The following is a 23,225-nucleotide window of genomic DNA, read 5'->3' on the forward strand; positions in this document are numbered from 1 at the left end:
CTCGCGACAAACGCGGAACGCGTTTGCGCGGAGATCATGCTCAAACGATAAAGTTTATTCAGCCGACACCTTGGCGTGGCGTTCGGAAGCTTCGAGCGCAGCTACATGCAGGCTGCGCCGGCGCCAGATATAGCCGACGACCAGCACGACGATGACGCCGAGCACGGCGCAGAGATATTCGGCACCCGCGCCGCCATGGGCAAATTGCGGCGGGATGCGCAAGCCCGCAAGCAGCGTGTCCAGCGATACGCCGACCGGACCGTCGGACAGCGCATGCAGCTTCGGCTCGACGCCCGGATCGGTCGCGATCACCTCGCCGGCGATCCAGCCGAGCAAAGCCGCGCCGGCCCAGACCAGGATCGGCAGTTTTGACAGCAGCGCCATAATCAGCGCGGCGCCGGCCACGATCAGGGGAACGCTGATCGCAAGGCCGAGGACCAGGAGCGGCACGCTGCCATTGGCGGCGGCCGCAACCGCGATCACGTTGTCCAGACTCATGATGATGTCGGCGACAACGACGATCTGCACCGCCTGCCACAGATGCGAGGCCGAGGCGACGTCGTCCTCGTCCTCGTTCTCCGGCACCAAAAGCTTGGCGGCGATCACGATCAAAGCGAGACCGCCGACCAGCTTGAGGTATGGCAGCGCCATCAGGCTCGCGACGATGCCGGTGAAGACGATGCGCAGCAGCACAGCGGCCCCCGCACCTAGCACCATGCCCCACAACCGATGCCGCGGCTTCAGCCCGCGGCATGCAAGCGCGATCACCAGCGCATTGTCGCCGGAGAGCAGGATATTGATCCAGATGATCTTGCCGACCGCGACCCAGAACGCCGGCTCGGCCATTTCATTGCGGAACTGGGTGAAGAACGACCCGAGCGTGGCGGGGTCGAAGATCTGCCAGAGCCAGTTCACAATGCGTCCTTCCGATCAGCCGACGATCTCGTTGCCCGAGAAGAACTGGGCGATCTCGATCACGGCCGTCTCGGGGGCGTCGGAGCCATGCACCGAGTTCTCGCCGATCGACTTGGCGTAGAGCTTGCGGATGGTGCCATCGGCCGCCTTCGACGGGTCGGTCGCGCCCATCGCCTCGCGGTACTTGGCGATCGCGCCCTCGCCTTCCAGCACCTGCACGACCACGGGGCCGGAGGTCATGAACTCGACGAGCTCGCCGAAGAACGGACGGGCCTTGTGCACGGCATAGAAGGTCTCGGCCTGGCCCTTGGTCATACGGATGCGCTTCTGGGCGACGATGCGCAGGCCGGCCTTCTCGATCACGGCGTTGACCGCACCGGTCAGGTTACGCTCGGTCGCGTCGGGCTTGATGATCGAGAAGGTGCGTTCAATCGCCATGGTTCTGTCCTTGAGAAGGGGGGTGATTTGGAGTTGCCGGGCTTATATCGGCGCGATCGGCGAACGGCAAGCGACCGGCCAAAAGGGCCTCACAGGCGGATCGCCGCGGGGGCCGGATTCCTTAATTACTATTATTTCATCGAGATGAACCCAATCTGCAACGTCCATTCAGGCCCCGGTTCAGGATCACCGGCTTAATGTCGGGGCCATCGAGACGCGTTCTGCCCTTCAAGAGGCGTTTCGGCGGCCATTCCATCGACGCGCAGGCCCGCGCCGGCAGTTTTGAGGAGATCACGATGTTGAGGAAACTTTCGCTTGCTGCAGTCGCCGCGGTCGGGCTGGGTGCCGCGCTGGCTCCGACCTCTGCCTCCGCCCATTGGTATGGCGGCGGTTGGCATGGCGGCTGGCACCATGGCTGGGGCTGGGGCGCACCGCGTTTCTATGCCGGCGGCCCCGTCTCCTACGGCTATGGCGGCTGCTATGTGCGCCAGCTGGTCCCGACCCCCTGGGGACCCCGCTGGCGGCTGGTGAACCGCTGCTACTGAGCCCGTCAGCACCTTCCAAGAGAACTTCCAGAAGAAGCCCCGGCGTCCCCCACCCGCCGGGGCTTTGCCTTGAGCGCACATTGCCGCGCTCATACAATTTTTACGAGAATGAAAGGCGGTCCCCATCGGGACCGAAACTATTTCGCGGACAGTGACTTGGTAGGGTGTCCTTGCTTTTCACGATGGAACCCGCGATGCCTCGCCAATCCGCCAACGACAGCGAACAGATGGACCGGCGGACCAGCCGATCGATCTGCGACGCCATCGGCGAACGGCTCCAGCAGAGCCTACGGCCCGAGCCGCGGCTTCCGACATATCTCGAGCACCTCGTGAACGAGCTGCGCAAGCGGGATCGCGACCGCGATCCGCAGAACTAGGCGTAACAACGGGGTTGCGTTTGCCTCGCGCTGCGGTGACAAGGCCGCATGCTCACCATCACCGACCTTTCGGTCCGCCTCGCCGGACGCCTCCTGATCGACCAGAGCTCCGTGCAGATCACGCCCGGTTCGCGCGTCGGCCTGGTGGGACGCAATGGTACCGGCAAGTCGACGCTGTTCAAAGTGATCCGCAGCGAGCTCGCCGCCGAGCATGGCTCGGTCGCGCTGCCGCCGCGCTGGCACATCGGCAGCCTGGCACAGGAGGCGCCTGACGGCCCGGAAAGCCTGATCGAGGTCGTGCTCAAGGCCGATCTCGAGCGCGACGCGCTGCTGCGCGAGGCCGACACCGCGCACGACCCGCATCGCATCGCGGAGATCCAGACCCGGCTCGTCGACATCGATGCGCATTCGGCCCCTGCCCGCGCGGCTGCGATTCTCAGCGGCCTCGGCTTCTCGGCCGCGAACCAGTTGCGCGCCTGCTCGGAGTTCTCCGGTGGCTGGCGGATGCGCGTGGCGCTTGCCGCGACGCTGTTTGCAGCGCCCGACCTCCTGCTGCTTGACGAGCCCACCAACTATCTCGATCTCGAAGGCACGCTGTGGCTGGAGGACCACCTCGCCCATTATCCCCGCACCGTGATCGTGATCAGCCACGACCGCGATCTCCTCGAAAGCTCGGTCGACCAGATCCTGCACCTGGATCGCGGCAAGCTGACGCTCTATCGCGGCAGCTACTCGTCATTCGAGGAGCAGCGCGCCGCGCGGGAAATGCTGGATGCCAAGCAGGTCAAGCGCCAGGAGGCCGAGCGGGCACGCCTGCAAGCCTTCGTCGACCGCTTCAAGGCCAAAGCCTCCAAAGCGCGTCAGGCCCAGTCGCGCGTCAAGATGCTGGAGCGGCTGAAGCCGATCACGGCGCTGGTGACGCAGGACGTGCACGAGATCAGCTTCCCGCCGCCGGAGAAGACGCTGTCGCCACCGATCATCGCCGTCGACAACGTCTCGGTCGGCTATGATCCTGCGACCCCCGTGCTGAGCCGCGTCACCTTGCGCATCGACAATGACGACCGCATCGCGCTCTTGGGCGCCAACGGAAACGGCAAGTCGACGCTGGTGAAGCTGCTCGCAGGCAAGCTCACGCCGTTCTCCGGCAGGGTCACACGCGCCGACAAACTGTCGATCGCCTATTTCGCGCAGCACCAGCTCGACGAGTTGAACGAGGATGCCTCCGCCTACGACCACGTCCGCAAGCTGATGGGCGATGCGCCCGAGGCCAAGGTACGCGCGCGCGCCGGCGCGATCGGCTTTTCCGGCAAGGCGGCCGACACCAAGGCCGGCAAGCTGTCCGGCGGCGAGAAGGCGCGGCTGCTGCTGGGCCTTGCGACCTTCTTCGGCCCCAACATGATCATCCTGGACGAGCCGACCAACCATCTCGACATCGACAGCCGCGCCGCGCTTGCGGAGGCGATCAACGACTTTCCCGGCGCCGTCATCATGGTCTCGCACGACCGCTACCTGATCGAGGCCTGTGCCGAGCGGCTTTGGCTGGTCGCGGACCGCACGGTGACGAACTATGACGGCGATCTCGACGACTACCGGCGCGTGGTGCTGTCGGCGGCAAGCGTGGATAACGGCCCACGCGAGCGCAATGGCGCAAGCGAGAAGCCGCAGCGGGCGCGATCGGACAATCGTGGCCCGCTGAAGAAGCGCATCGCAGAGGCCGAGGCCGAGATCGCGCGCGTCAGCGAGATCATCGCCAAGATCGATACCGCACTCGCCCTCCCCGACATCTTCACCCGCGACCCCAAGCAGGCCGCGCAGCTCTCCAAAGCACGCGCCAACGCCGCCGACGCGCTCACGCGGGCTGAGGAGCAATGGCTCGAGGCCAGCGCGCAATATGACGAGGCGGCGGGTTAGAGCTCCGCGGCTGCTAGGCCGTCACCAAAAATCTGAAAAACAACCCCATGCAAAGTAGAGGTGTAATAATACCTCAACCTCTAAAACCGTCGGCGATGAGTATCTGATCCGCCGAGCCGGTCATCGACCGCGACAAATTGGTTGATGGCACAGATCGCACATCTCACCGCCTTTGCTACGCGATAGCCTTGCCGGATCGATGAAAGCCGAGGTTTTCTCGATGTGCCGCGCGAAGCCTCACAGTTTCTGGCGCTTGCGTGCCCCTATTGGGCTCCACAAAACGAGAAGACTTCTTCTGTGCAGCTTGCTGTATTTCGGATCGCCAAGCCACGCGGACGAGACAGCGAAGCACATTCTGATCTTGCATTCCTACAACTACACATTTCCAGCCACGTCCATGGCCTCAGACGCCGCGCGCAGCCGTATACTGGAGCGGTCGCCGCAGAAGATCGAGCTCGACGCCGAATATCTCGACCTCGCCCGCTTTGCCGAGCCGGGCCACGAGTCTCTGATGGCCCATTTTCTCCGCGACAGATACACGAACAGGCGGCCCGACATCGTCATGGTCATCGGCGGCGATGCCTTGCCATTTGTCATACAGCACCGGGATGATTTCGCGCCTCATGTTCCCGTCGTGTTTCTCGGTGTCTCACGGCAGGGCTACTCGGCTGCAAAGCCGCCGTCTGACGTGACCGGCCACATTGTCGACCTCGACGCAAATCTGAATGGAACCATCGCTCTGGCCGAGCGCCTTCAACCGGATACGCGTCGCCTCTTCGTCATTGCAGGTAGCGGTCTTGTCGACCGCCGATGGCAACCGATCGCTCGGAGAGCCGTCGAGGCGCGAGATCGTAAGCTCGAGACGACCTATCTGTTCGATCTGCGCTACGACGAAGTCATCGCCAAGGTCGCCGAGATCCCTAGCGACTCGATCGTCATTCTCCTTTCGATGTTTCGCGACGGCGCCGGGAGGGCACTGATGCCGTCCGAGGTCGCGGCCCAGCTCATCAAGTCTTCGTCGGCACCGATTTATGCACCCTATCCCTATCCGGTGAGAGGCTTTATCGGCGGGTTCAGCGAAAGCTACGAAGCAATGGGCCGCACCGCTGGCGACATCGCGCGCGAAATTCTTGCAGGCAAGGACCCAACCTCGATTCCTCCTCGAACCAGCTCCGAAGCGGCTTACCGGGTCGACTACCAGGCCATGCAACGTTGGGGCCTGAGCGAGAGCAATCTTCCGCCCGGCTCGGTGGTTCTCTTCAAGGCGCCCGGCGCTTGGGAGCTCTATCATCGCTACATCATCGGAGCGGGCTCCCTCATCGTCCTCCAGTCGCTCCTCATAGCCGCCCTCATCGCGCAGCGATCGCGCCGCTGGGCGGCGGAGCAAGACAATCGCTCGAAGGAGAGCGCGCTGCGGACCAGCTATGAGCAACTGCGCTACCTTGCCGGCCGACTGATTCATGCGCAAGACGAAGAGCGTCGGAGGATCGCACGAGAATTGCACGACGATGTCGGCCAGCGCGTCGCCTCGCTGTCAATCGGATTGAGCAGCCTGAGACGCCGTCTCCCGGGATCGCAGGAGCCGATCAGGGCCGAACTGTCGCAGCTTCAGCGGCTGACAGTCGATCTGGCGGAAGATATGCGCGACCTCTCGCATGGTCTGCATCAGGGTGTGCTCGAACATGCAGGTTTGCCAGAGGCGTTGCGCGAACGCTGCGAAGAGATCGCCCGTGACTCGAACACATCGATCGATCTCGATGTCGCCGAAGGCTGTACGGCGGTCAGGGACGACGTCAAGCTGTGCCTGTACAGGGTTGCGCAGGAAGCACTGCGCAACATCGCCAAGCACGCCCATGCCCGGACCGGGCGTATTTCGGTCGCGCGCGAGGACGGTCAAATCGTGATGAGGATTGCCGACGACGGGGACGGTTTCGACGCTGACGCCTCCGGCAGCCAGTGCGGCCTCGGGCTTCTGAGCATGCGCGAGCGCGTGAGGATGCTGGGCGGCACGTTCGAGATCAAGTCGGCACCGAAGGCAGGCACCGTTGCCACCATCTGCATTCCGGCCGGGGGATTGCATTGAGACCGCGCGTGATCCTCGCTGATGACCATGTGATGGTCGCGGAAGGGCTCGGCCGGCTGGTCGGCGAAGTCGCCGACCTCGTTGCGCAAGTCGACAATGGAAAACAGCTCGTCGAGGCCGTGCAGCGATTGAAACCCGACATCGTCGTGTCCGATGTCACCATGCCCGTCATGAGCGGACTGGAGGCCCTTCGCCAGCTCAAGGCAGGAGGCTCGAAGGCTCGTTTCATCTTCCTGACGGTTCACACCGAACCACAACTCGCAACGCAGGCGATACGCGACGGCGCATGCGGTTACCTTCTCAAGGCAGCCGCCGGAGAGGAATTGCTCGACGCGATCCGAGCAGTCATGGCAGACCGTATCTATCTAACGCCACATATCACCAAGGACGTGCTGGAGACGATGTCACGCTCCGCCGATGCCGGTAGATCCTCGCTCTCGTCGCGCCAGCTGGAAGTGCTGCGGCTGATCGCGCAGGGCAATCGCATGAAAGAGATCGCCGCCCAGCTTGGGATCTCCGTGAGAACAGTGGAAGATCACAAGAGCCAGTTACTTGCAGCACTCGGCGTCAAGAGCACTGCCGATTTGGTAAAATTTGCCATCAAACAAGGTCTCATTCCCGAGTGAGATGACCGGGAAATCCGGGTGCCCCTGCCCCGTGATATCCACGCTCGAAGTTTCGACTTTCCCCGATGTGTTCGTTTGCTTGGACGCGTAGGTTTGGCGCGAACTCAAGGCACCGCCAACCGCCGAGACGGACATGAGGCGAATACGTGTCATCTTGGCAGAGGATCACCCCGAGATGGCTCAGCGCCTGCAAGCCCTGCTCGACTCCCGTTACGACGTCCACGTCGTGCCCGATGGACAGGCCCTGATCGCGGCCGCGCGTCTCGAGGCTCCCGACCTCATCATCAGCGATATCGCGATGCCCGGCATCAGCGGATTGACGGCAGCGCGCCGAATCCTGGACACGCGTCCGCAGTCCCTCATCCTCTTCGCGACTGTTCTGCACGAACCCGCAATCATCCTGCGAGCGCTCGCGGAAGGTGCGCGGGGCTATGTCGTGAAATCCGATGCAGGCGACGAGTTGGTGGACGCGGTCGAAACCGTTCTTGCAGGGGGGAAATACGTTTCATCTTCCGCGCGAACCGCGCTCGGCGGCGGGCTGAGGAGCGACTGAGAGCAAAAGAGATTCAAGTCGACAAAAAGAAGGCTGCCGATAAGGCGGTGGAGCAGATCGAGAGGCACGGTGAATGATCAATTCCCTTTTTGCAACGGTCGCGGCTCCGCGGTCTCGCCCGGATGACCGCGCACGAGCCCCGTTGCCCGCCACCGGAGCCGGCACTTCGAGATGCGAGGACAACGCCGATGTTGACGACTGACCACAAGGGCATGACCCTTATCCCCGGTGGCACGTTCAGAATGGGTTCGAACCAGCACTATCCGGAGGAAGCTCCTGTGCACCGTGTCGCAATTGATCCGTACTGGATCGACTGTACGCCGGTCACGAACCGTCAGTTCAAGGCATTCGTGAAGGCGACGGGCCACGTCACGTTTGCTGAAATCCCGCCCGATCCGAAGGACTATCCGGGTGCATTGCCCCATATGCTCTATGCCGGCTCGCTTGTTTTTGTGCCTCCCCAGCGACCGGTTGACCTCCACGACTGGAGCCAATGGTGGACCTTCATGAAAGGTGCCGATTGGCGCCACCCTTACGGTCCGAAGAGCAGTATCGCCAATCTCGACGATCATCCTGTGGTGCACGTCGCCTACTCCGATGCGCTCGCTTACGCGCACTGGGTCGACAAAGACCTACCAACCGAGGCTGAATGGGAATTCGCTGCGCGAGGGGGCCTGGATGGCGCGGAGTTCGCCTGGGGTGACGAGCTCACGCCAGGAGGCAAGCACATGGCCAACACCTGGCAGGGCAGCTTCCCGCATCAGAATCGCTGCGATGATGGCTTCGCACTCACCTCGCCGGTGATCGCTTTTCCGCCCAACGCCTATGGCGTCTACGACATGATCGGCAACGTCTGGGAATGGACCAGCGACTGGTACACGCCAAGCCACGAAGCCGATGCGCCGAAGGCCTGTTGCGTTCCAGAGAACCCACGCGGTGGATGTCAACAGCAGAGCTACGATCCCTGCCAGCCCAATATCAAGATCCCGCGAAAAGCTCTGAAGGGCGGCTCGCACCTCTGCGCCCCGAACTACTGCCGCCGCTACCGCCCGGCCGCTCGCCACGCTGAGCCGGTCGATACCTCCACGACTCACGTCGGCTTTCGTTGTGTCATCCGCAAAAGGAGCGAAGCATGAGTGCGAATAGCGATCAAGACGCAATCAAAATGAAGGACGCAACCCTGAACCGACGCCGCATTCTGCTGGGTAGCACCGCGTTTGCAGCGACCTCCGCGCTTGCCGCTGCCGGGCAGCTCCAGGTGGGCGAGGCACAGGCGCAACAACCCGCTCCGTCCGGACAGCGGCCGAATATCCTCGTCATCTGGGGCGACGATGTCGGATTGGCCAACGTCAGTGCCTATTCGTTCGGCCTGATGGGATATAGGACGCCGAACATCGACCGTATCGCCCATGAAGGCTTGATGTTCACCGACTACTACGCCGAGCAGAGCTGCACTGCGGGACGCGCATCGTTTATCACGGGCCAATCCGGTCTGCGCACCGGAATGACCAAAGTTGGCCTGCCTGGCGCCGCGCTCGGCCTGCGTTCCGAGGACATCACCATTGCCGGGGCGCTCAAACCGTTCGGCTACGCCACCGGCCAATTCGGCAAGAACCACCTCGGCGATCGCAACGAATTCCTGCCGACAGTGCACGGCTTCGATGAATTCTTCGGCAACCTCTATCATCTCAATGCCGAGGAAGAGCCCGAGCGCGAGGACTATCCGAAGGACCCCTCGTTCAAGGCCAAATTCGGTCCGCGCGGCGTGCTCAAATGCAGGGCCACCGACCGCGACGACCCAACCGTCGATCCGCGGTTCGGCAAGGTCGGCACGCAGACCATCGAAGACACTGGCCCGCTTTCCAGGAAACGAATGGAAACGGTCGACGACGAGACGACCAACGCCGCGATCGACTTCATCAAGCGGCAGGTACAGGCCAACAAACCGTTTTTCTGCTGGTGGAATGCCACGCGCATGCACCTCTACACGCATGTGCGGCCGGAATACAGGGGGCGCAGCGGTCTGAGTGAATACATCGACGGCATGCTCGAACACGATGGGGACGTCGGGAGCCTGCTCAACGCACTCGACGATCTCGGCATCGGCAACAACACTATCGTGATTTATGGGACGGACAACGGCGTACACATGAACTCGTGGCCCGACGGCGGGATGACGCCGTTCCGCAGTGAGAAGAACACCAACTGGGAGGGCGCCTACCGCGTTCCTGCGATGATCCGCTGGCCAGGCCGCATCAAGCCGGGACAGGTCAGCAACGAAGTCTTCGCCGCACTCGACTGGTTCCCGACGTTGCTGGCCGCGGTCGGCGAGCCCGAAATAAAGAGCAAGTTGCTGACCGGCTACAGCTCGATGGGCAAGACGTTCAAGGTCCATCTCGACGGCTACAATCAGTTGCCGTTCCTCACTGGCCAGCAGGATAAATCCGAGCGCAAGGAGTTCTTCTATATCAACGACGACGCCGAGCTCGTAGCGATACGTTATCAAAACTGGAAGGTCGTGTTCTGTGAGCAGAAGACGCCCGGTACCCTCGATCTTTGGGGAGAACCGTTTGTCTGCCGGCGGTTGCCCAAGTTGTTCAACTTGCGAACGGATCCCTACGAGCGCGCGGATATCACATCAAATACCTACTACGACTGGACGATGCAGCGGGCATTCTTGTTTGTTCCGGCGCAAGCCTTCGTGGCGCAGTTTGTCGCGACATTCAAGGACTTCCCGCCACGGCAAAAGCCGTCAAGCTTCAGCGTCGATCAGATCATGAGTCAATTGGAGAGCGCGCACGGCGGTTGAAAGCCGCAAACGGAGCGCCGACCTGCGTTTAGGCTGGCCGGCGCTCCAAGGGATTCCGGTCAACGGGAGATCGCCATGACCGCCAGCATGCAGCAAGCGACCCGACGCTTGATTCTCGTCGCGTTGCTTGGAGCCACGTCTTGCCTGCTTGCAAGCCACGATGCGTCAGCGCAATCCGACCCGCTGCCGTCCTGGCACGACGGTGCGGCGAAGAGATCAATCACCGATTTCGTCGCACGCGTGGTTACGCCAGGCAGCGCGGATTTTGTGCGCCCCGCCGAGCGCATCGCGGTCTTCGATAATGATGGGACGCTTTGGTCTGAGCAGCCGGTCTATTTTCAGCTCGCGTTCGCACTTGATCGCATCAAAGCGATGATGCCGCAGCATCCGGAATGGAAGGACATGCAGCCATTCAAGGCGGCGATCGAGGACGACGCGAAGGGACTGGAGGCCGCCGGCGAGAAGGGGCTGCTCGAAATCGTGGCGGTCAGCCACGCTGAGATGACAACCGATGCCTTCTCCGGAACGGTTGCTGATTGGTTAGCGACGGCGCGCCACCCGCGTTTCAATCAGCCCTATGACAAGCTGGTCTACCAGCCGCAGCTCGAGCTCCTCGCCTACCTCCGTCAAAACGGCTTCAAGACGTTTATAGTATCGGGCGGTGGCGTCGAGTTCATGCGGGTATTCGCCGAGCGGACCTACGGTATTCCTCCCGAACAGGTCGTCGGTTCGTCCGGCGTGGTGAAGTTCCAACTCGGACCCAGCGGCACTCCCGAGCTAATCAAGCAGCCCAAGGTCGAATTCGTCGACGATGGCCCCGGAAAGCCGGTCGGTATCAACCGCTTCATCGGCCACCGGCCGATCCTCGCCTTCGGCAACTCTGACGGTGATCTTCAAATGCTGCAATGGACGATGGCCGGGCAAGGTCCCCGTTTTGCCGGCATCGTGCACCACACGGACGGCGCGCGGGAGTACGCCTATGACCGGCAATCCAAAGTTGGAAAACTCGACGAGGTATGGGACGAGGCTAAGCGGCGAGGATGGACCATCGTCGACATGAAGGAGGACTGGAAGCAGATCTTTCCGGCGGAAGGCGCAGGGAAGTAAACGATCCAACTTCAATCGGGATGCTCTTCCGAGCGCTGTTGGCCTGTCGTTAGAGCTTGGTAGAAACGGGTGGCCTGCCATGATCATCGAACCCAAAACGACGGACGCTCCGATCGCATCGATTCGGGAAGGCTTGGCTCGAAGGACCTATCCTGGAGGTTCGACGATCTTCGCGGAAGGCGAAACCGGAACGATCGCGTATGTCTTGCTTCGGGGCGATGTGACCATTTTTCTCCGGTTTGGAACCGATCAGGAGCGTGCCGTGACCGAGCTGAAGCCCGGCCAGATGTTTGGCGTGCACGCATTGATGGCAGGAGCGCAGCGCGCCGCATCGGCCTACACAAGAAATGGATGCGAGCTCTTGGCCATCAGCGAGAGCCGGCTCAAGCAGAAACTGGCGGAGGCCGATCCGTTCCTCCGGTACTGGGTCGACTATCTGTCTAAGCGCATCATTGATCTGTCCACCTAGTCGTTCTGAGTGGAGCTCAAAACCATGCGCTCTGCATCAGCTCGTAGCCCCCATATCCCGATCTTCGTGACGGTGCTCACGTTGTTTGTGCTGGCAGCGCTGCTCCTCGGAACTGCACTGACAATCACCAACTACGTCGAAACGCGCAGAACGGCCATCAAGGCAGCCACGGACACCTTCAAGGCAACGATCGACCGGATCAACGAGCGGCGGTTGGGATTTTTTGCCCCTGCCTTTTTGATAGCGGCACAGCTCAGCGAGGATCCATCCGTCAAGGAGTTTGACGGGCTGAAGACCTCGATTCAGGCCCTTATCCTGACCAGTTTGACGCTGAACCCGCAGATATCGGCAGCTTACGTCGGCTACGAAGATGGAGACTACTTCCAGATCCTGTCGATTTCGGAGACGGAGGTTGCTTTCGTTGCCGGGATCGGCGGGCCGCCGGCGACGCGCTTCGCGATACAGGAAATCCGTCACAATGTCGCGGGCACGCGCACGGAGACTTGGCGATTTCTCGATGCCGGCCGGCATCAGTTGGGCACGCGGAGCAACGACGCCGACTACGATCCCCGCCGTCGCGATTGGTATCGCGACGCCAGGGCGCATCCCCAGAAGATTATCCGGAATGTGCCGTACATCTTCGCCACCACGTCACAAGCTGGAATGACGCTCGCGAAGGCCTTTGAGGGCGGCGCGGTCGGCGTTGACATCACGCTTGACCGATTGATGGCCTACGTCCGGTCCGCCACGCTCAATGAACAACATCGCTTCGTGGCATTCGACGAGGAGAAGCGGGTCCTGGCTCATTCCGATCCCAGCCAGATGTTCAGGTCGTCCGGCACGGGGAAAGCCGAAGCGATCAACGTTGCCAGAGTCGGAGATCTTTCCGATCCGGTCGTCCGGGAGGCTATGCGGATATTCGATCAGGACGGTCCCTATTCCCTGGTTCGCTTCCGTGCTGCCGGTGCGGACTACCTCGCAACCGTCGTTCGCCAGGTTGCACGCGACGGAGGTGTGTTCTTCGTGCTCTATTCGGCTCCGCTTTCGGATTTCCTGGGAACATTGGCAGGTGCGGCTGCGCGAAGCATTCCTGCCGCGCTTCTCATTTTCGTCCTATCTCTGCCGGCGATTGCCTATCTGGCGCATTCGATTTCAAGGCCCGTCATGAGACTGGCGGGCGAGGCCGACCTGATCCGATCGTTCAGGCTGGACGATCCGATCGGGTTCGACTCGCGCGTCCGCGAAATCAACGTCCTGATCAGGTCGATGTCCGGGATGAAGAGCACGATCCGCGAGGTGTCGAAGTTCGTGCCGAAGGCACTCGTGAGGGACATCCTGCAAAGCGAGAGCGTGGTCGCGGTCGGCGGAGAGACTCGCAACATCAGCATCATGTTCACTGATGTTCAGGATTTCACGTCGATGGCCGGCGTCACTCCCGCCAAGGATCTGATGATGAATCTATCGACGTATTTTGAAGAGCTCGCCTCCGTGATCATCAGCGAGCAAGGCACCGTCGATAAGTTCATAGGCGACGCAATTTTCTCGTTCTGGAACGCACCGCAGCCGGTCGCTCGCCATCAGCATGTGGCCTGTCGCGCGTCGCTCAGGTGCCGAGCAGCCGCTCATCGCCTGTGCGAGCGCTGGAAAGAACTCGGCCTTGTGCCCTGGCACACCCGTTTCGGACTTCACGGGGGTGACGCGATTCTGGGCAACGTAGGTTCGACCGACCGGATCGACTACACTGCAATCGGCGACACAGTGAACGTCGCCTCTCGAATCGAGGGACTGAACAAATATTACGGGACCGAAATTCTGGCGAGCGGTCAAATCGCGGAAACCTGCTCGGACGAGTTTCTCTTTCGTCGCGTCGACAGGATTCAGCCGAAGGGAGCCGAAAACTCGTTTGATGTGTTCGAACTACTTGGTGCCCTGGAAGGTCCGGAGGACTGTCGTACCACGCCAGCGATGCTGCGGCTCGCTGGCGATTGGCACAATGCTTACGAGGCATACTCCAGCCGGGACTGGATGCGCGCGTTCGAGGCCCTGGATACGTTTGCCCGAGAGCGTCCGGATGACGTGCTGGCTGGAATCTACCTCGATCGTGTGGTTGGTTTCTTGCTTGAGCCTCCGCCGGACAATTGGGATGGAATCATACGGTTTACCAGGAAGTGACGTCCCGCCAGACCGAACGATCTGTCGTGTGCGCTCATGGTCTCGGCGGCGCGCACCATGCGCTCCGAAGTCTTCAGGTTGCCTTGCGAAGAGGCCGGAACGCGTTGCGGACCTCCCTGCTGAAGATCCCAGGTTGCTCCCACGCGGCGAAGTGACCGCCGGCCTCGGCCTGATGGAAGTAAATCAGCTTGTGATAGGCCTTCTCGGCCCAGCTCCGGGGCGCAACGAAGCTCTCGCCGGGAAATGCCGTCACGGCGGCCGGGATCGAGACGTTGGCAGGCAAATAGAGATTTGTCTTGTTTTCCCAGTAGAGCCGCGCCGAGGAAATCGCGCTGTTGGTCACCCAGTACAGCGTGATGTTGTCGAGCACGTCGTCGCGGGTCAGCGCGCCCGCGGAATGTCCGTTGACGGCGCGCCCAAGCACCGCCGATTGCATCGCCGAGGCCGGCTGCGCAAAGCCGTCGCCGTGGTCGAGCAGCCAGGCCGCAAGGCCAGCCGGCGAATCCGTCAGGGCTGCCAGCGTTTGCGGACGCGTCCCCATGATCTGCGCATAGGCGCGCCGCTTCGCGAATTGAATCTTGAGCTGGTCGAAGGCGTGCTGCTCATCCGGAGCAAGATTGTCCGGAGCAGGATTGCCCGATGCCACCGCCTTGAATATCTCGGGCGGAACCACGCCGGGCAAGTTGACGTGGATGGCGAGCAGCTCCGGCGCGCCCAGCTTTGCCATTTCGTTGGAGACGGGCGAGCCCCAGTCGCCACCCTGCGCGACGAACTTCTTGTAGCCGAGCCGCTTCATCAGCACGACCCACGCGCGCGCGATGCGCTGCGGATCCCAGCCGGTCGCGGTTGGCTTGCCGGAGAACCCATAGCCCGGCATCGAAGGGATCACCAGATGGAAGGCGTCTTCAGCGCTACCGCCGTGTGCGGTCGGATCGGTCAGCGGATCGATGATCTTCATCTGCTCGATGACGGAACCAGGCCAGCCATGCGTCACGATCATCGGCAACGCGTTTTCGTGTTTCGAACGAACGTGAATGAAGTGGATGTCGAGTCCATCGATCTCGGTGATGAACTGCGGCAGGGCATTGAGCCGCGCCTCGACCTTTCGCCAGTCGTAATCGGTTTGCCAGTAGCGGACGAGGTCCTGCAGCATGGCGAGCGGCACGCCCTGGGAGTCGTCGTCGACCGTCTCTTTCTCAGGCCACCGGGTCGCCGCGAGGCGACGGCGTAGGTCAACGAGATCGGCTTCGGGAATTTCGACGTGGAAAGGACGGATCTCGTCATTCGTTGCGGCCGGCGCCGAACGTATCGCAAACAGGTTGGCGACGCCTGCAGCGGCAAGTCCAGCGGCAGCTCCGACGAGCAGCTTGCGCCTCTCATGATCGATAGTCTCATGGTTTGGCTGCACTGCGGCGATTGCAATTGGCTTGCGAGATTGCGTGGTCATTTCACGATCTCCTCAGTATGGGACACGGCCGGCAAGGCCGCGATCACGTCGCTGGTTGTCAGGATCGAGTGGGCGTAGGTTGGGCCGTTCAGCTCGTGAGCGGCATGCATCATTTCGTGGGTGAAAGCGGCCGTGGCGTCGCGCACCAGCGTGACGTGATAACCGAGCTCCATGGCGTAGCGGGCGGTGGACTCGATGCAGGTGTTGGCGAGCAACCCGACCACGATCACATGGGTGATCCCCTTCTGCTTCAGCTGGAAATCCAGGTTGGTGTTGGCGAAGCCGCTTTGACCCCAATGTTCGCTGGCGACGATATCGCCTGGTTTCGGCGCGAAGTCAGGATGCCACTCGCCGCCCCATTCGCCACGCGCGAAGTGGTGTACATGCATGACCTTCCGCTGCGTGGGGTTGGGATGGTCCCAGTGCTCATAGTCGCCCGGCTCCCACCGTCGGTGCGGAACGATGACGACCTGAACGCCCGCGGTACGGACGGCGCCATCCAGCCGACGCAGGTTGTCCAGCAGCCCGACCTCATCGGCGATCGGCTTGATATGCGGATAGACTTTTCCGCCCTCGGACAAGAAATCATTGTAGGGATCGACGAAAAGCAGAGCGGTTCTCCCGCGTGAATAGAAGGTCTCGGTCACTGTCGCCTCCTCGGGCCGCGTGCGGCCGGTTGCATCGGGTTCAGTCGGGCAGCTTTTGGCCGGTCTGCTCCCGGACGATGTACTCGGCGTACCAGTCCGGCCAGCTCGCATCGGGTGCGCCTGCCCGCTTCTCGTGTTCGCCATGAGCGAGGGCCGCGCGACGGAGGGCTGCGGCGAGATCGGCTGGCGAGGCGAAGGTCGCCTGATCCCCGCTGAGGCGACCCGGCAAACGCTGCGTGACCTGTTGAAGCAGCCAGACATTCCCGTCCGGATCGTCGAACGTGGCCAACGAGCCGTAACTGGGACGTTCCGGATCGGGACCCGGGATAGGACCTTGCGGTCCGCGGTGAAACACGTCGCTCACATCGATACCGCGCGCGATGAGCTCGGCGCGGGCCGCCACGATGTCGTTCACGATGAGAAAGCGGGGTAGCGCCGGTCCGGAGCCGAGATGGATCGAGGCTGGCGAGCCCGGAGGGGTGAATTGCACAGCCCTGGATCCGTCGGCCCTGACGAAATCGGCATCGAGCCGCCAGCCCAGATTTTCATAAAAGCGCTTGGCGCGGTCGACGTCGGAAACGGGAATGACCGTGACTTCCAGCTTCATGTCGACCTTGCCCGGTTTCCGGTCTTCCCTTTCGGTAGTCATGGTTCGCTCCTCTGTTGACGAACCGGGCGCCTAAGGCCGCCCGTTGCACTTGAACCGACCTCGCCCCATATTTGCTATGAAAGTCATAGGCACAAGCGCGATGAAGAAAACGTGATGAAGACCGTAAATGACAATACTGCTGACCAAACACTCTGCCCCGTGGCGCGCGCCGAGACAGTCGTAGGCGATCGCTGGACGGTATTGATCCTACGCGAGCTGTTCATGCGGATGCACCGCTTCGAGGAGATCCAGGCGCAGACGGGCGCGACACCGCAAATGATCGCGGCGCGACTGAAGAAGCTGGAAGCTGACGGCATGGTGAAGCGGCGTGCCTACAACAAGCGGCCGCTGCGTTACGAATATCAACTCACGAAGAAAGGCGATGCCTTCTATCCCGTGATCCTGGCGTTACGCGCCTGGGGAGAGACCTGGTGCAAGTCGCCGAAGGAAGGCCGCGCAGTGAGCTATACGCATCTCACCTGCGGCAAGCCGGCCGGCCTTGGTCCGGCCTGCGAATCCTGCGGCAAGCCGCTTCATCGCGCGGATCTGGTCGCCGAACGGGCTCTCAAATACCAACGAGAGCGCGAGGCGCGGTGGGAAGCTTTCAAGGCGAACCGCTAGATATTCAGCACCCGAGCGATGGTGTTCGGTCATTCCGCCCCGCGCTCTTCGGACTCACAAGAAGCATCACGTAAGGTTCGCCATGAGTGGTTACCCGTCGAGTCAGTTTGACTGCTCGCGCTGACGTTGGCTCGCCTCGTAACGTGCATTCGCCTCCTCGAACAGGCGGCGCCTCTGCTCGTGGTCCAAGCGGTGCTCGTCGAGGGTCAGTGAGTCCCATTCGCTGCGCTCGGCGGCGAAGAAATCGCCGCCGTAGATGTGGATTGCCCCGGTCAGCCGATCGATCGGGTTGATGACCGAATGGATGATGTCGGGGCCGAATGCCACGGCGTCTCTTTCCGATAGGGCCTTCGCGCCGGCGGCCTCGACTTTATGGGGCGTGCTTGGAATTCGCCGCCAGAAGATATTGTCCTCTCGACCCGAGTAGACCCCGATCACGGCCCACATGCGGTGATCGTGGGGCATCACCATCATGCCTGGCGCCCAGACCACGTTCAGGATCGTTAGCGTGTCCGAATGGAAGAGCTTGCGGCTTTCGGGACGCCTCGGCTCACCAAGCCCCCTGAGGACTGCCGCTGGTTCAGACACCGCGCGCGCAAGAACCTCGCGAACTGCTTTGTGGGTGGGGTCTGCCGCAAAAGCTGCGCGGCAGTCGGCGATAAATTGCTCGGGTTCGAACATATCAATCTCCTTTTAGAGACCAATGGCTGTCAACCGGATCGCCCAACGCGCGGCGTATGCGCGCGCCGTCTTCGCTCATGCTTCGTGGACCGTAATTGGCTCCCGCCCGTTCGATACGTCGTCACCGCGTTTCGGGTCCTCGTAGCAGGCAACAGGAGAAGGCGGCTTGATCGGCATTCGCAACTCCGCAACCGCGGCGAGATGGAATTTACATCACCAGCAACTGTTCGGCCATGCGCTTCGATTGCGCATTCGGCGTTTTGCATTGCGTGAATGCATGGTCACAATTTCAGCCTACCGATCGCTCGAACCAAGGTATCGTTGCCGATTGCCCCCAAAATCCGGCGCTCGTAGAATATCCCGGTCTGGCCGTTGTTGCGACACTGAGCTTCGCGAGGGCTTGGCGAGATGTCCGATACCATATTCGATCAGAGCGCTTGGCTTCAGCGTATTGGGTATTCCGGGCCGGTCACACCAACGCTCGAAACGCTCAATCGATTGATTTTCGCACACGCGCATTCAATCGCCTACGAAACATTGGATATCATGCTTGGACGACCGCCCAAGCTCGATGTGCCTGCGCTCCAACAAAAGATGATCGCCAAGAAGCGCGGCGGATACTGCTTCGAACAGAACATGCTGTTCCGGGCCGGACTGCGGTCGCTCGGATTCAGGATTACGAGTCTGCAGGGGCGCGTCGTACGTGGACTGGCGATCGATGCGCCGCGCCCGGCAATTCATATGCTGTTGAAAGTAGAGTTACCCGAAGGAGCTTATCTTGCCGATGTTGGCTTCGGAAATCTCGCGCCGACCTCGGCGCTGCTGCTTGCACCGCAGATCGAACAAGAGACACCCCACGAATTGATGCGGTTTGTCGATGTTGACGGCGAACTGACACTCCAGGCACGGCTCAAAGATGGCTGGCAGCACATCTATCGCGTGATCCCCTACCCGCGCTACGATGGCGAATACGAGATCGCGAATTGGTATACGGCGACGCACCCGGAGACGCCTTACCAAGGCAACATCATCGTGGCAAAGCCGGGATCAAACAGAAGCCGGATCACGATGTACAACACACGCGTCACGATACGCGATGCGGATGGGCACGCTGAGAAACGCTGGCTCGCAAGCGAGAGCGAATTCAAAGAGGTGCTGCGCGGAGAATTCGGGCTCGACATGTCCGATCAGGAGATCGAAGACTGCGTGGCCGTCATGAAGGCCAAGGGCACTGGAGACGCCCCGCACCCGTTTTTCGCCTAGGTCACTTCCACGTCGGCAACGGGTCACGCCGCGACCTGTCTCCGAGCACCGCGCATGTAATCCTCCGCCTTCCGTAATCTGGCCTCCGGCAGCCGCGGCTCTCTACGTCGTTCCGAGCTGTACCTGCCGATCAACGACAATCCAGATGGCACGGCCGACTGCCAGCAGGTTCTCCTCATCACCGAACAACGCAGCTTCCGCGATGAGACGACGGCCTTCGCTGGCGATTTTCCAGGACGTCACCACGCATCGCTCGCCCGGACGTGGTCGCCCGTCGATGCGCACGGAAAGGCGCCCGAGCAAGATCGGCAAAGTACTAAAGTTTCCGGTCTCGGGGTCGCACTGCGATACATAGCCAGTCGGACAATCCAGCGCAGACCACACGAACTCAGGCGCAACCAGGCCATCGGCGGCGGCGAGAGAGGCGTCGGGCGTCCAGGGTACAGCAAAAGCCTTGCTGCCGTTTTGTCGGACCAGTGGTCCGGCGAAAAGCCGCAGCCCATCGCCCGGCGCGCGGTCAGGCCCGCAAACGAAGCACATCGGCAGCAGATGCTCGTGCGGCTTGACTGGGGTTCGTCTCTCGGCCTCAACCGCCTCGGCGTAGGTCGCCCTCTCGAGGCGGCTGACCTCCAGCGTTACGGCTCGGCCGATCGCTATTGTCGCCGTGCCCTGGCGAAGCTCCCACGCCCCCGTCTCGACCTCAACACAATCAAGCACCGTCTCCAGGGGTGGCGGAGCGCGCAAGGTCACTTCCGCGGCACCGGTGATTTGGCGCGCCAGCATCCCACAGACATAGCCGCCGTTGCCGGAATTCGGCGGACCACGAAAGCGACGCGGGATCATCATCGTCTGCATGCCATGCCGACTTTCCCGGACCACGCCTCTCCCCTATTGGGCACAGGCTATTATCCCAGACGTAGGTCCATGAAGGCCGGCCGGAGGTTCAAATCTCCTCGGTTGCACATTCCATGATCGGCGTCAGTTCGACTATGACGGCCTGCTGTCGAGAATCGCCTTCGGCGCTAGCGTGCCAGCAGAGACAGCGCGACACCGATCGCAATCAAGATCATCATGACCAGTGTCGGCCGCACAGGTGTAGGCGCCCCGGGTCGAAACGTCCGCAGGGTGGTGGCGACATACAGCATCGGGACGAGCGCGGCAGCCGAGATGGTCAGGATTGCCCACGGTGCCCAGCGCTCGCCCTCATGGAGCGCAAAACACAACCACAGCAAGGTAACACCAAGGGTAGCGAAGCCGCCCCCAATGATTTTTAGCATACCGAGAATGATTGCCTGAACTCCGGGATCGAGTTCAGCGAAGGGCTTTCCAGCCACGACGGCGTGATACGGCAAATATGCCTCGCGCCGCATGTACCTCACACCGAACAAAATCCCACCGAATGCAACAACAAGCACCGCCGCCAGCGCAACGTTCAACATTTTCGAATGCGAGCCCCGTTTAACTGGATGGTCGTATAGCGCACACGCGGCAACGTCTGCCATGGGGCCAAATGCGATCCCGGAGTGTATGGCCCTTTGACGCAAAGTGGACATTTGGGCTTTAGGACGAAGTCGGCCTCGGGCCCATGCGCGGAAGACAGCACTGGTGCCCGTACTCTTCCAACGTGATTGTTGCGCCGCACCAGCTGTGTGCTCGGGCGTATCCGTGGCCCGCAACGCCGACGTGCACAACTTTTCGGCGAGCTGCCCGCTAGGCAGGTTGCAGAATTCACGCTACGAATTGCGCGTGGTTATTTTGACCAATGGACGGCCTGTCCGTCCTGGAAAGGCATCATCATGAAATTGTCTTCAAGTGCTGTCGCTCCTTCGATCCTCGCTATATTCGCAACTGTTTTCCTGTGTGGCCCGGCATCGTCGCAAGGCTCGGCCACCAGCACGCTCCCCGGTGTCACGGTCAATGCGCCGGACCAGGCGGCAAGGCCCCATCATCCGCAACGGGGGTCGTCAAACACGGGGACATCCCGCAGGACAACCGGCACCTCAACCGCTCAAACGCCAGTGTTCGCGCCGAATACAACATTGGGGAGGCTTGCCAAGCTGGAGAGAGAAGCCCGCAGCTGCAACGGTGGTTGCGAGACAAGTTTCAGGGTCGGCAACGCCCCCTGGGTTGGATGTAGCCTTGCTGGCCAGGGAGGAGTTGATGGCAGCATGTTCTCACCAACGTGCACAGACACGCTCAGCTACAAGACTTACGCACAGTGCGTAGAGACCAAGGCTTTCCTTGGCGCGCAACCCAGAGAATCTCGGTGGATTTGCACCAGCCTGCTGGTCGGGGGCAAGTTGGCCGGCGAAAAGCAAGTCGCCGAAATCAAGCAATTGGGCACCCGATAGTCCACGCCGCTCGCCGGCTGCGCCCGAAGGCATAGGATAGCATGGCTCGAGGGATTTCGAGCCATGCGCAATGCGCGCTCAGGGTCAAATCGCGACCTCACGGGGGGCCGCTCTTTGCGCCGAGCGGACGTTTGGACTAAGCCGGAGTTCTGGGACGGCCCACTTGCAGACATTCTCCCTGCAGGCGGCTTCGCCGCACGCGGTCAGAAACCGAGCATGCGGAGCTGTTGTTTGCTGACCTGGTCGACCGGGTCGATCGACTGCGCCTTGCGAAAATCTGCGATCGCATCAGTGCGGCGCTGCTGTGCTTCATAGGTGAGGCCGCGGTTGTTGTAGGCCTCGACATAGGACGGATTGAGCTGGATCGCCTGCGTATAATCGGCAATCGCGTGGTTGCGGTCGCTCTTTAAAACGTAGGCTTTGCCTCGGGAGTTGAAAGCGTTGAAGTCCTTGGGATTGATCGCGATCGCCTGGTCATAGTCGGCGATCGCGTCATCGATCTTGCGCAGTCCCACTTTAGCATTGCCGCGGTTCCAATAAGCCACACCATTCCTTGGATTGATGCTGATCGACTGATTGTAGGCGGCGATCGCACGGCCATATTGTTTCGCGCCTTCGTAAGCGACGCCGAGACAATTGTATCCCCCGGAATTGCCGGGTTCGCGATTGATGGCCTCGCTGCAATCCGGAACGGCCAAATCGTACTGGAAATTGTTGCTGTAGGCGACGCCACGCGAGCTGTAGAGCCAAACCAGATTTGGATCGAGCCTGATGGCCTCGCTGTAGTCCGCGATCGCGGGCTCCCATCCGCCTTTTTTCGTGATCAACCTTTTTCTGAAGAGCGCTTGACCCCGTTGGCCAAAACCAAAGGCGTATTTCGGATCGATGGTCACCGCTTTGGTGAGATCGGCGACTGCCTGGTCGAATTCACCCTTTTCCATCCAGGCCATGCCGTGACGGGCATAGGCCCACGCGTCTTTGGGATCGCCGCTGATCGCCTCGGCGTGGTCGGCCAGAGCTGCGTCATATTCATGCAGACCGTAATAGGCGACGCCACGGTTGTTGTAGGCCCAGCCATACTTCGGATCGATCCTGATCGCCTCGGTGCAATCCGCGATGGCCGCGTCGTGGTCCTCTTTGCTCTCGTAAGCCTCACACCGGTGCGCAAAGGCCCAGGCATCCCTCGGGCTGAGCTTGATGGCCTCGCCGTAGTCGGCAACCGCGCGGTCGTAATCCTTCCTGTTGAACGCACCGCGTCCCCGGTTCCTGAAGGCCTCGAGGCGTGCCGCCATCGACTCGCTTGCATCGTCGATGATGCGGCTGCATGCCGTTTCCCCGATCTCGGGCTTGTCGGCGCTGGCGGCGCACCCGTCCCGATCGACCGGCGTCGCGGCCTGCACGGGCATCGCAGGCAGGAGCGCCGCGCAAAGGAGCAGTCCACCTGATCCACGCGCTGCCATGCTGTTCTCCTCCGTCAGGCGCGCCGGCGCGACACGTCCCGACGTGAGGACTTTAACCCCAACGGCGGGCTATCCGCCATCGGCAACCGATGTCCGCTATG

The 23,225-nt window shown here is 61.6% G+C and carries 22 protein-coding genes; 13 read left to right on the forward strand and 9 right to left on the reverse strand.

Features of this window, described 5'->3' with window-relative positions; all coding sequences use genetic code 11:
- Positions 1-54: 54 nt before the first annotated feature.
- Complete coding sequence (locus tag SO139_RS05760; protein ID WP_449378524.1) at positions 55-915, reverse strand: TerC family protein; 861 nt, start codon at positions 913-915, stop codon at positions 55-57.
- Between the two features lie 15 nt (positions 916-930).
- Positions 931-1,353, reverse strand: coding sequence for a nucleoside-diphosphate kinase (ndk, locus tag SO139_RS05765; RefSeq protein ID WP_027522612.1), 423 nt, complete (start codon positions 1,351-1,353; stop codon positions 931-933).
- Positions 1,354-1,649: 296 nt separating this feature from the next.
- Between ndk and SO139_RS05770 the strand changes: the two genes are divergently transcribed.
- The 11 genes from SO139_RS05770 to SO139_RS05820 all read left to right on the forward strand — a co-directional run bounded on the left by SO139_RS05770 (position 1,650) and on the right by SO139_RS05820 (position 14,005).
- On the forward strand, positions 1,650-1,898 hold the full coding sequence (locus SO139_RS05770) for a sulfur globule protein precursor (RefSeq protein WP_449378525.1): 249 nt from the start codon (positions 1,650-1,652) through the stop codon (positions 1,896-1,898).
- A gap of 194 nt (positions 1,899-2,092) precedes the next feature.
- Positions 2,093-2,275: a hypothetical protein gene (locus SO139_RS05775; RefSeq protein ID WP_254094860.1), complete on the forward strand. Its 183-nt coding sequence runs from the start codon at positions 2,093-2,095 to the stop codon at positions 2,273-2,275.
- A 48-nt stretch (positions 2,276-2,323) separates the two neighbouring features.
- The gene (locus SO139_RS05780; RefSeq protein ID WP_449378526.1) at positions 2,324-4,186 is read left to right on the forward strand and encodes an ABC-F family ATP-binding cassette domain-containing protein; all 1,863 of its coding nucleotides are present in this window, start codon (positions 2,324-2,326) and stop codon (positions 4,184-4,186) included.
- 397 nt (positions 4,187-4,583) lie between these two features.
- Entirely contained in the window at positions 4,584-6,269 is a 1,686-nt protein-coding gene (locus SO139_RS05785; protein ID WP_474799568.1) for a sensor histidine kinase, read from the forward strand.
- An 8-nt stretch (positions 6,270-6,277) separates the two neighbouring features.
- The gene (locus SO139_RS05790) at positions 6,278-6,895 is read left to right on the forward strand and encodes a response regulator (protein ID WP_449378528.1); all 618 of its coding nucleotides are present in this window, start codon (positions 6,278-6,280) and stop codon (positions 6,893-6,895) included.
- A 133-nt stretch (positions 6,896-7,028) separates the two neighbouring features.
- A complete protein-coding gene (locus SO139_RS05795) occupies positions 7,029-7,448 on the forward strand; it encodes a response regulator (protein WP_449378529.1) in 420 nt (139 codons plus the stop codon).
- Positions 7,449-7,660: 212 nt separating this feature from the next.
- Positions 7,661-8,584, forward strand: coding sequence for a formylglycine-generating enzyme family protein (locus SO139_RS05800; protein WP_498539774.1), 924 nt, complete (start codon positions 7,661-7,663; stop codon positions 8,582-8,584).
- Positions 8,581-10,257, forward strand: a complete 1,677-nt coding sequence (locus SO139_RS05805; RefSeq protein WP_474799566.1) for an arylsulfatase — start codon at positions 8,581-8,583, stop codon at positions 10,255-10,257. Before SO139_RS05800 ends, SO139_RS05805 begins: the two co-directional genes overlap by 4 nt.
- A gap of 75 nt (positions 10,258-10,332) precedes the next feature.
- Entirely contained in the window at positions 10,333-11,364 is a 1,032-nt protein-coding gene (locus tag SO139_RS05810; protein WP_449378532.1) for an HAD family hydrolase, read from the forward strand.
- 79 nt (positions 11,365-11,443) lie between these two features.
- Positions 11,444-11,833 carry a cyclic nucleotide-binding domain-containing protein gene (locus SO139_RS05815; RefSeq protein WP_449378533.1) on the forward strand — a complete coding sequence of 130 codons (390 nt, stop codon included), beginning with the start codon at positions 11,444-11,446 and terminating at the stop codon, positions 11,831-11,833.
- 24 nt (positions 11,834-11,857) lie between these two features.
- A complete protein-coding gene (locus tag SO139_RS05820; protein ID WP_498539770.1) occupies positions 11,858-14,005 on the forward strand; it encodes an adenylate/guanylate cyclase domain-containing protein in 2,148 nt (715 codons plus the stop codon).
- Positions 14,006-14,078: 73 nt separating this feature from the next.
- Here the strand turns inward: SO139_RS05820 and SO139_RS05825 are convergent, their stop codons facing one another.
- The 3 genes from SO139_RS05825 to SO139_RS05835 are packed head-to-tail and all read right to left on the reverse strand — an operon-like array spanning position 14,079 to position 16,748.
- Positions 14,079-15,452, reverse strand: coding sequence for an epoxide hydrolase family protein (locus SO139_RS05825; protein WP_474799561.1), 1,374 nt, complete (start codon positions 15,450-15,452; stop codon positions 14,079-14,081).
- Positions 15,449-16,099, reverse strand: coding sequence for a cysteine hydrolase family protein (locus SO139_RS05830; protein ID WP_449378535.1), 651 nt, complete (start codon positions 16,097-16,099; stop codon positions 15,449-15,451). The genes SO139_RS05825 and SO139_RS05830 overlap by 4 nt, the downstream gene beginning before the upstream one ends.
- Positions 16,100-16,139: 40 nt before the next feature.
- The gene (locus SO139_RS05835; RefSeq protein WP_449378536.1) at positions 16,140-16,748 is read right to left on the reverse strand and encodes a VOC family protein; all 609 of its coding nucleotides are present in this window, start codon (positions 16,746-16,748) and stop codon (positions 16,140-16,142) included.
- 114 nt (positions 16,749-16,862) lie between these two features.
- On the opposite strand from SO139_RS05835, the gene SO139_RS05840 reads away from it, so the two are divergent.
- Positions 16,863-17,369 (forward strand): winged helix-turn-helix transcriptional regulator, encoded by a 507-nt coding sequence (locus SO139_RS05840; RefSeq protein WP_449378537.1) that lies wholly within the window; start codon positions 16,863-16,865, stop codon positions 17,367-17,369.
- A gap of 102 nt (positions 17,370-17,471) precedes the next feature.
- Here the strand turns inward: SO139_RS05840 and SO139_RS05845 are convergent, their stop codons facing one another.
- A complete protein-coding gene (locus SO139_RS05845; RefSeq protein ID WP_449378538.1) occupies positions 17,472-18,050 on the reverse strand; it encodes a cysteine dioxygenase family protein in 579 nt (192 codons plus the stop codon).
- Positions 18,051-18,458: 408 nt separating this feature from the next.
- On the opposite strand from SO139_RS05845, the gene SO139_RS05850 reads away from it, so the two are divergent.
- The gene (locus SO139_RS05850; protein ID WP_449378539.1) at positions 18,459-19,313 is read left to right on the forward strand and encodes an arylamine N-acetyltransferase family protein; all 855 of its coding nucleotides are present in this window, start codon (positions 18,459-18,461) and stop codon (positions 19,311-19,313) included.
- 102 nt (positions 19,314-19,415) lie between these two features.
- Here the strand turns inward: SO139_RS05850 and SO139_RS05855 are convergent, their stop codons facing one another.
- The 3 genes from SO139_RS05855 to SO139_RS05865 all read right to left on the reverse strand — a co-directional run bounded on the left by SO139_RS05855 (position 19,416) and on the right by SO139_RS05865 (position 23,124).
- Positions 19,416-20,168, reverse strand: coding sequence for a hotdog family protein (locus SO139_RS05855; RefSeq protein ID WP_449378540.1), 753 nt, complete (start codon positions 20,166-20,168; stop codon positions 19,416-19,418).
- A gap of 167 nt (positions 20,169-20,335) precedes the next feature.
- Positions 20,336-20,815 carry a hypothetical protein gene (locus SO139_RS05860; protein ID WP_449378541.1) on the reverse strand — a complete coding sequence of 160 codons (480 nt, stop codon included), beginning with the start codon at positions 20,813-20,815 and terminating at the stop codon, positions 20,336-20,338.
- Between the two features lie 1,052 nt (positions 20,816-21,867).
- A complete protein-coding gene (locus tag SO139_RS05865; RefSeq protein WP_474799556.1) occupies positions 21,868-23,124 on the reverse strand; it encodes a tetratricopeptide repeat protein in 1,257 nt (418 codons plus the stop codon).
- Positions 23,125-23,225: the final 101 nt, after the last annotated feature.

This window comes from Bradyrhizobium sp. UFLA05-89, from assembly GCF_059803475.1.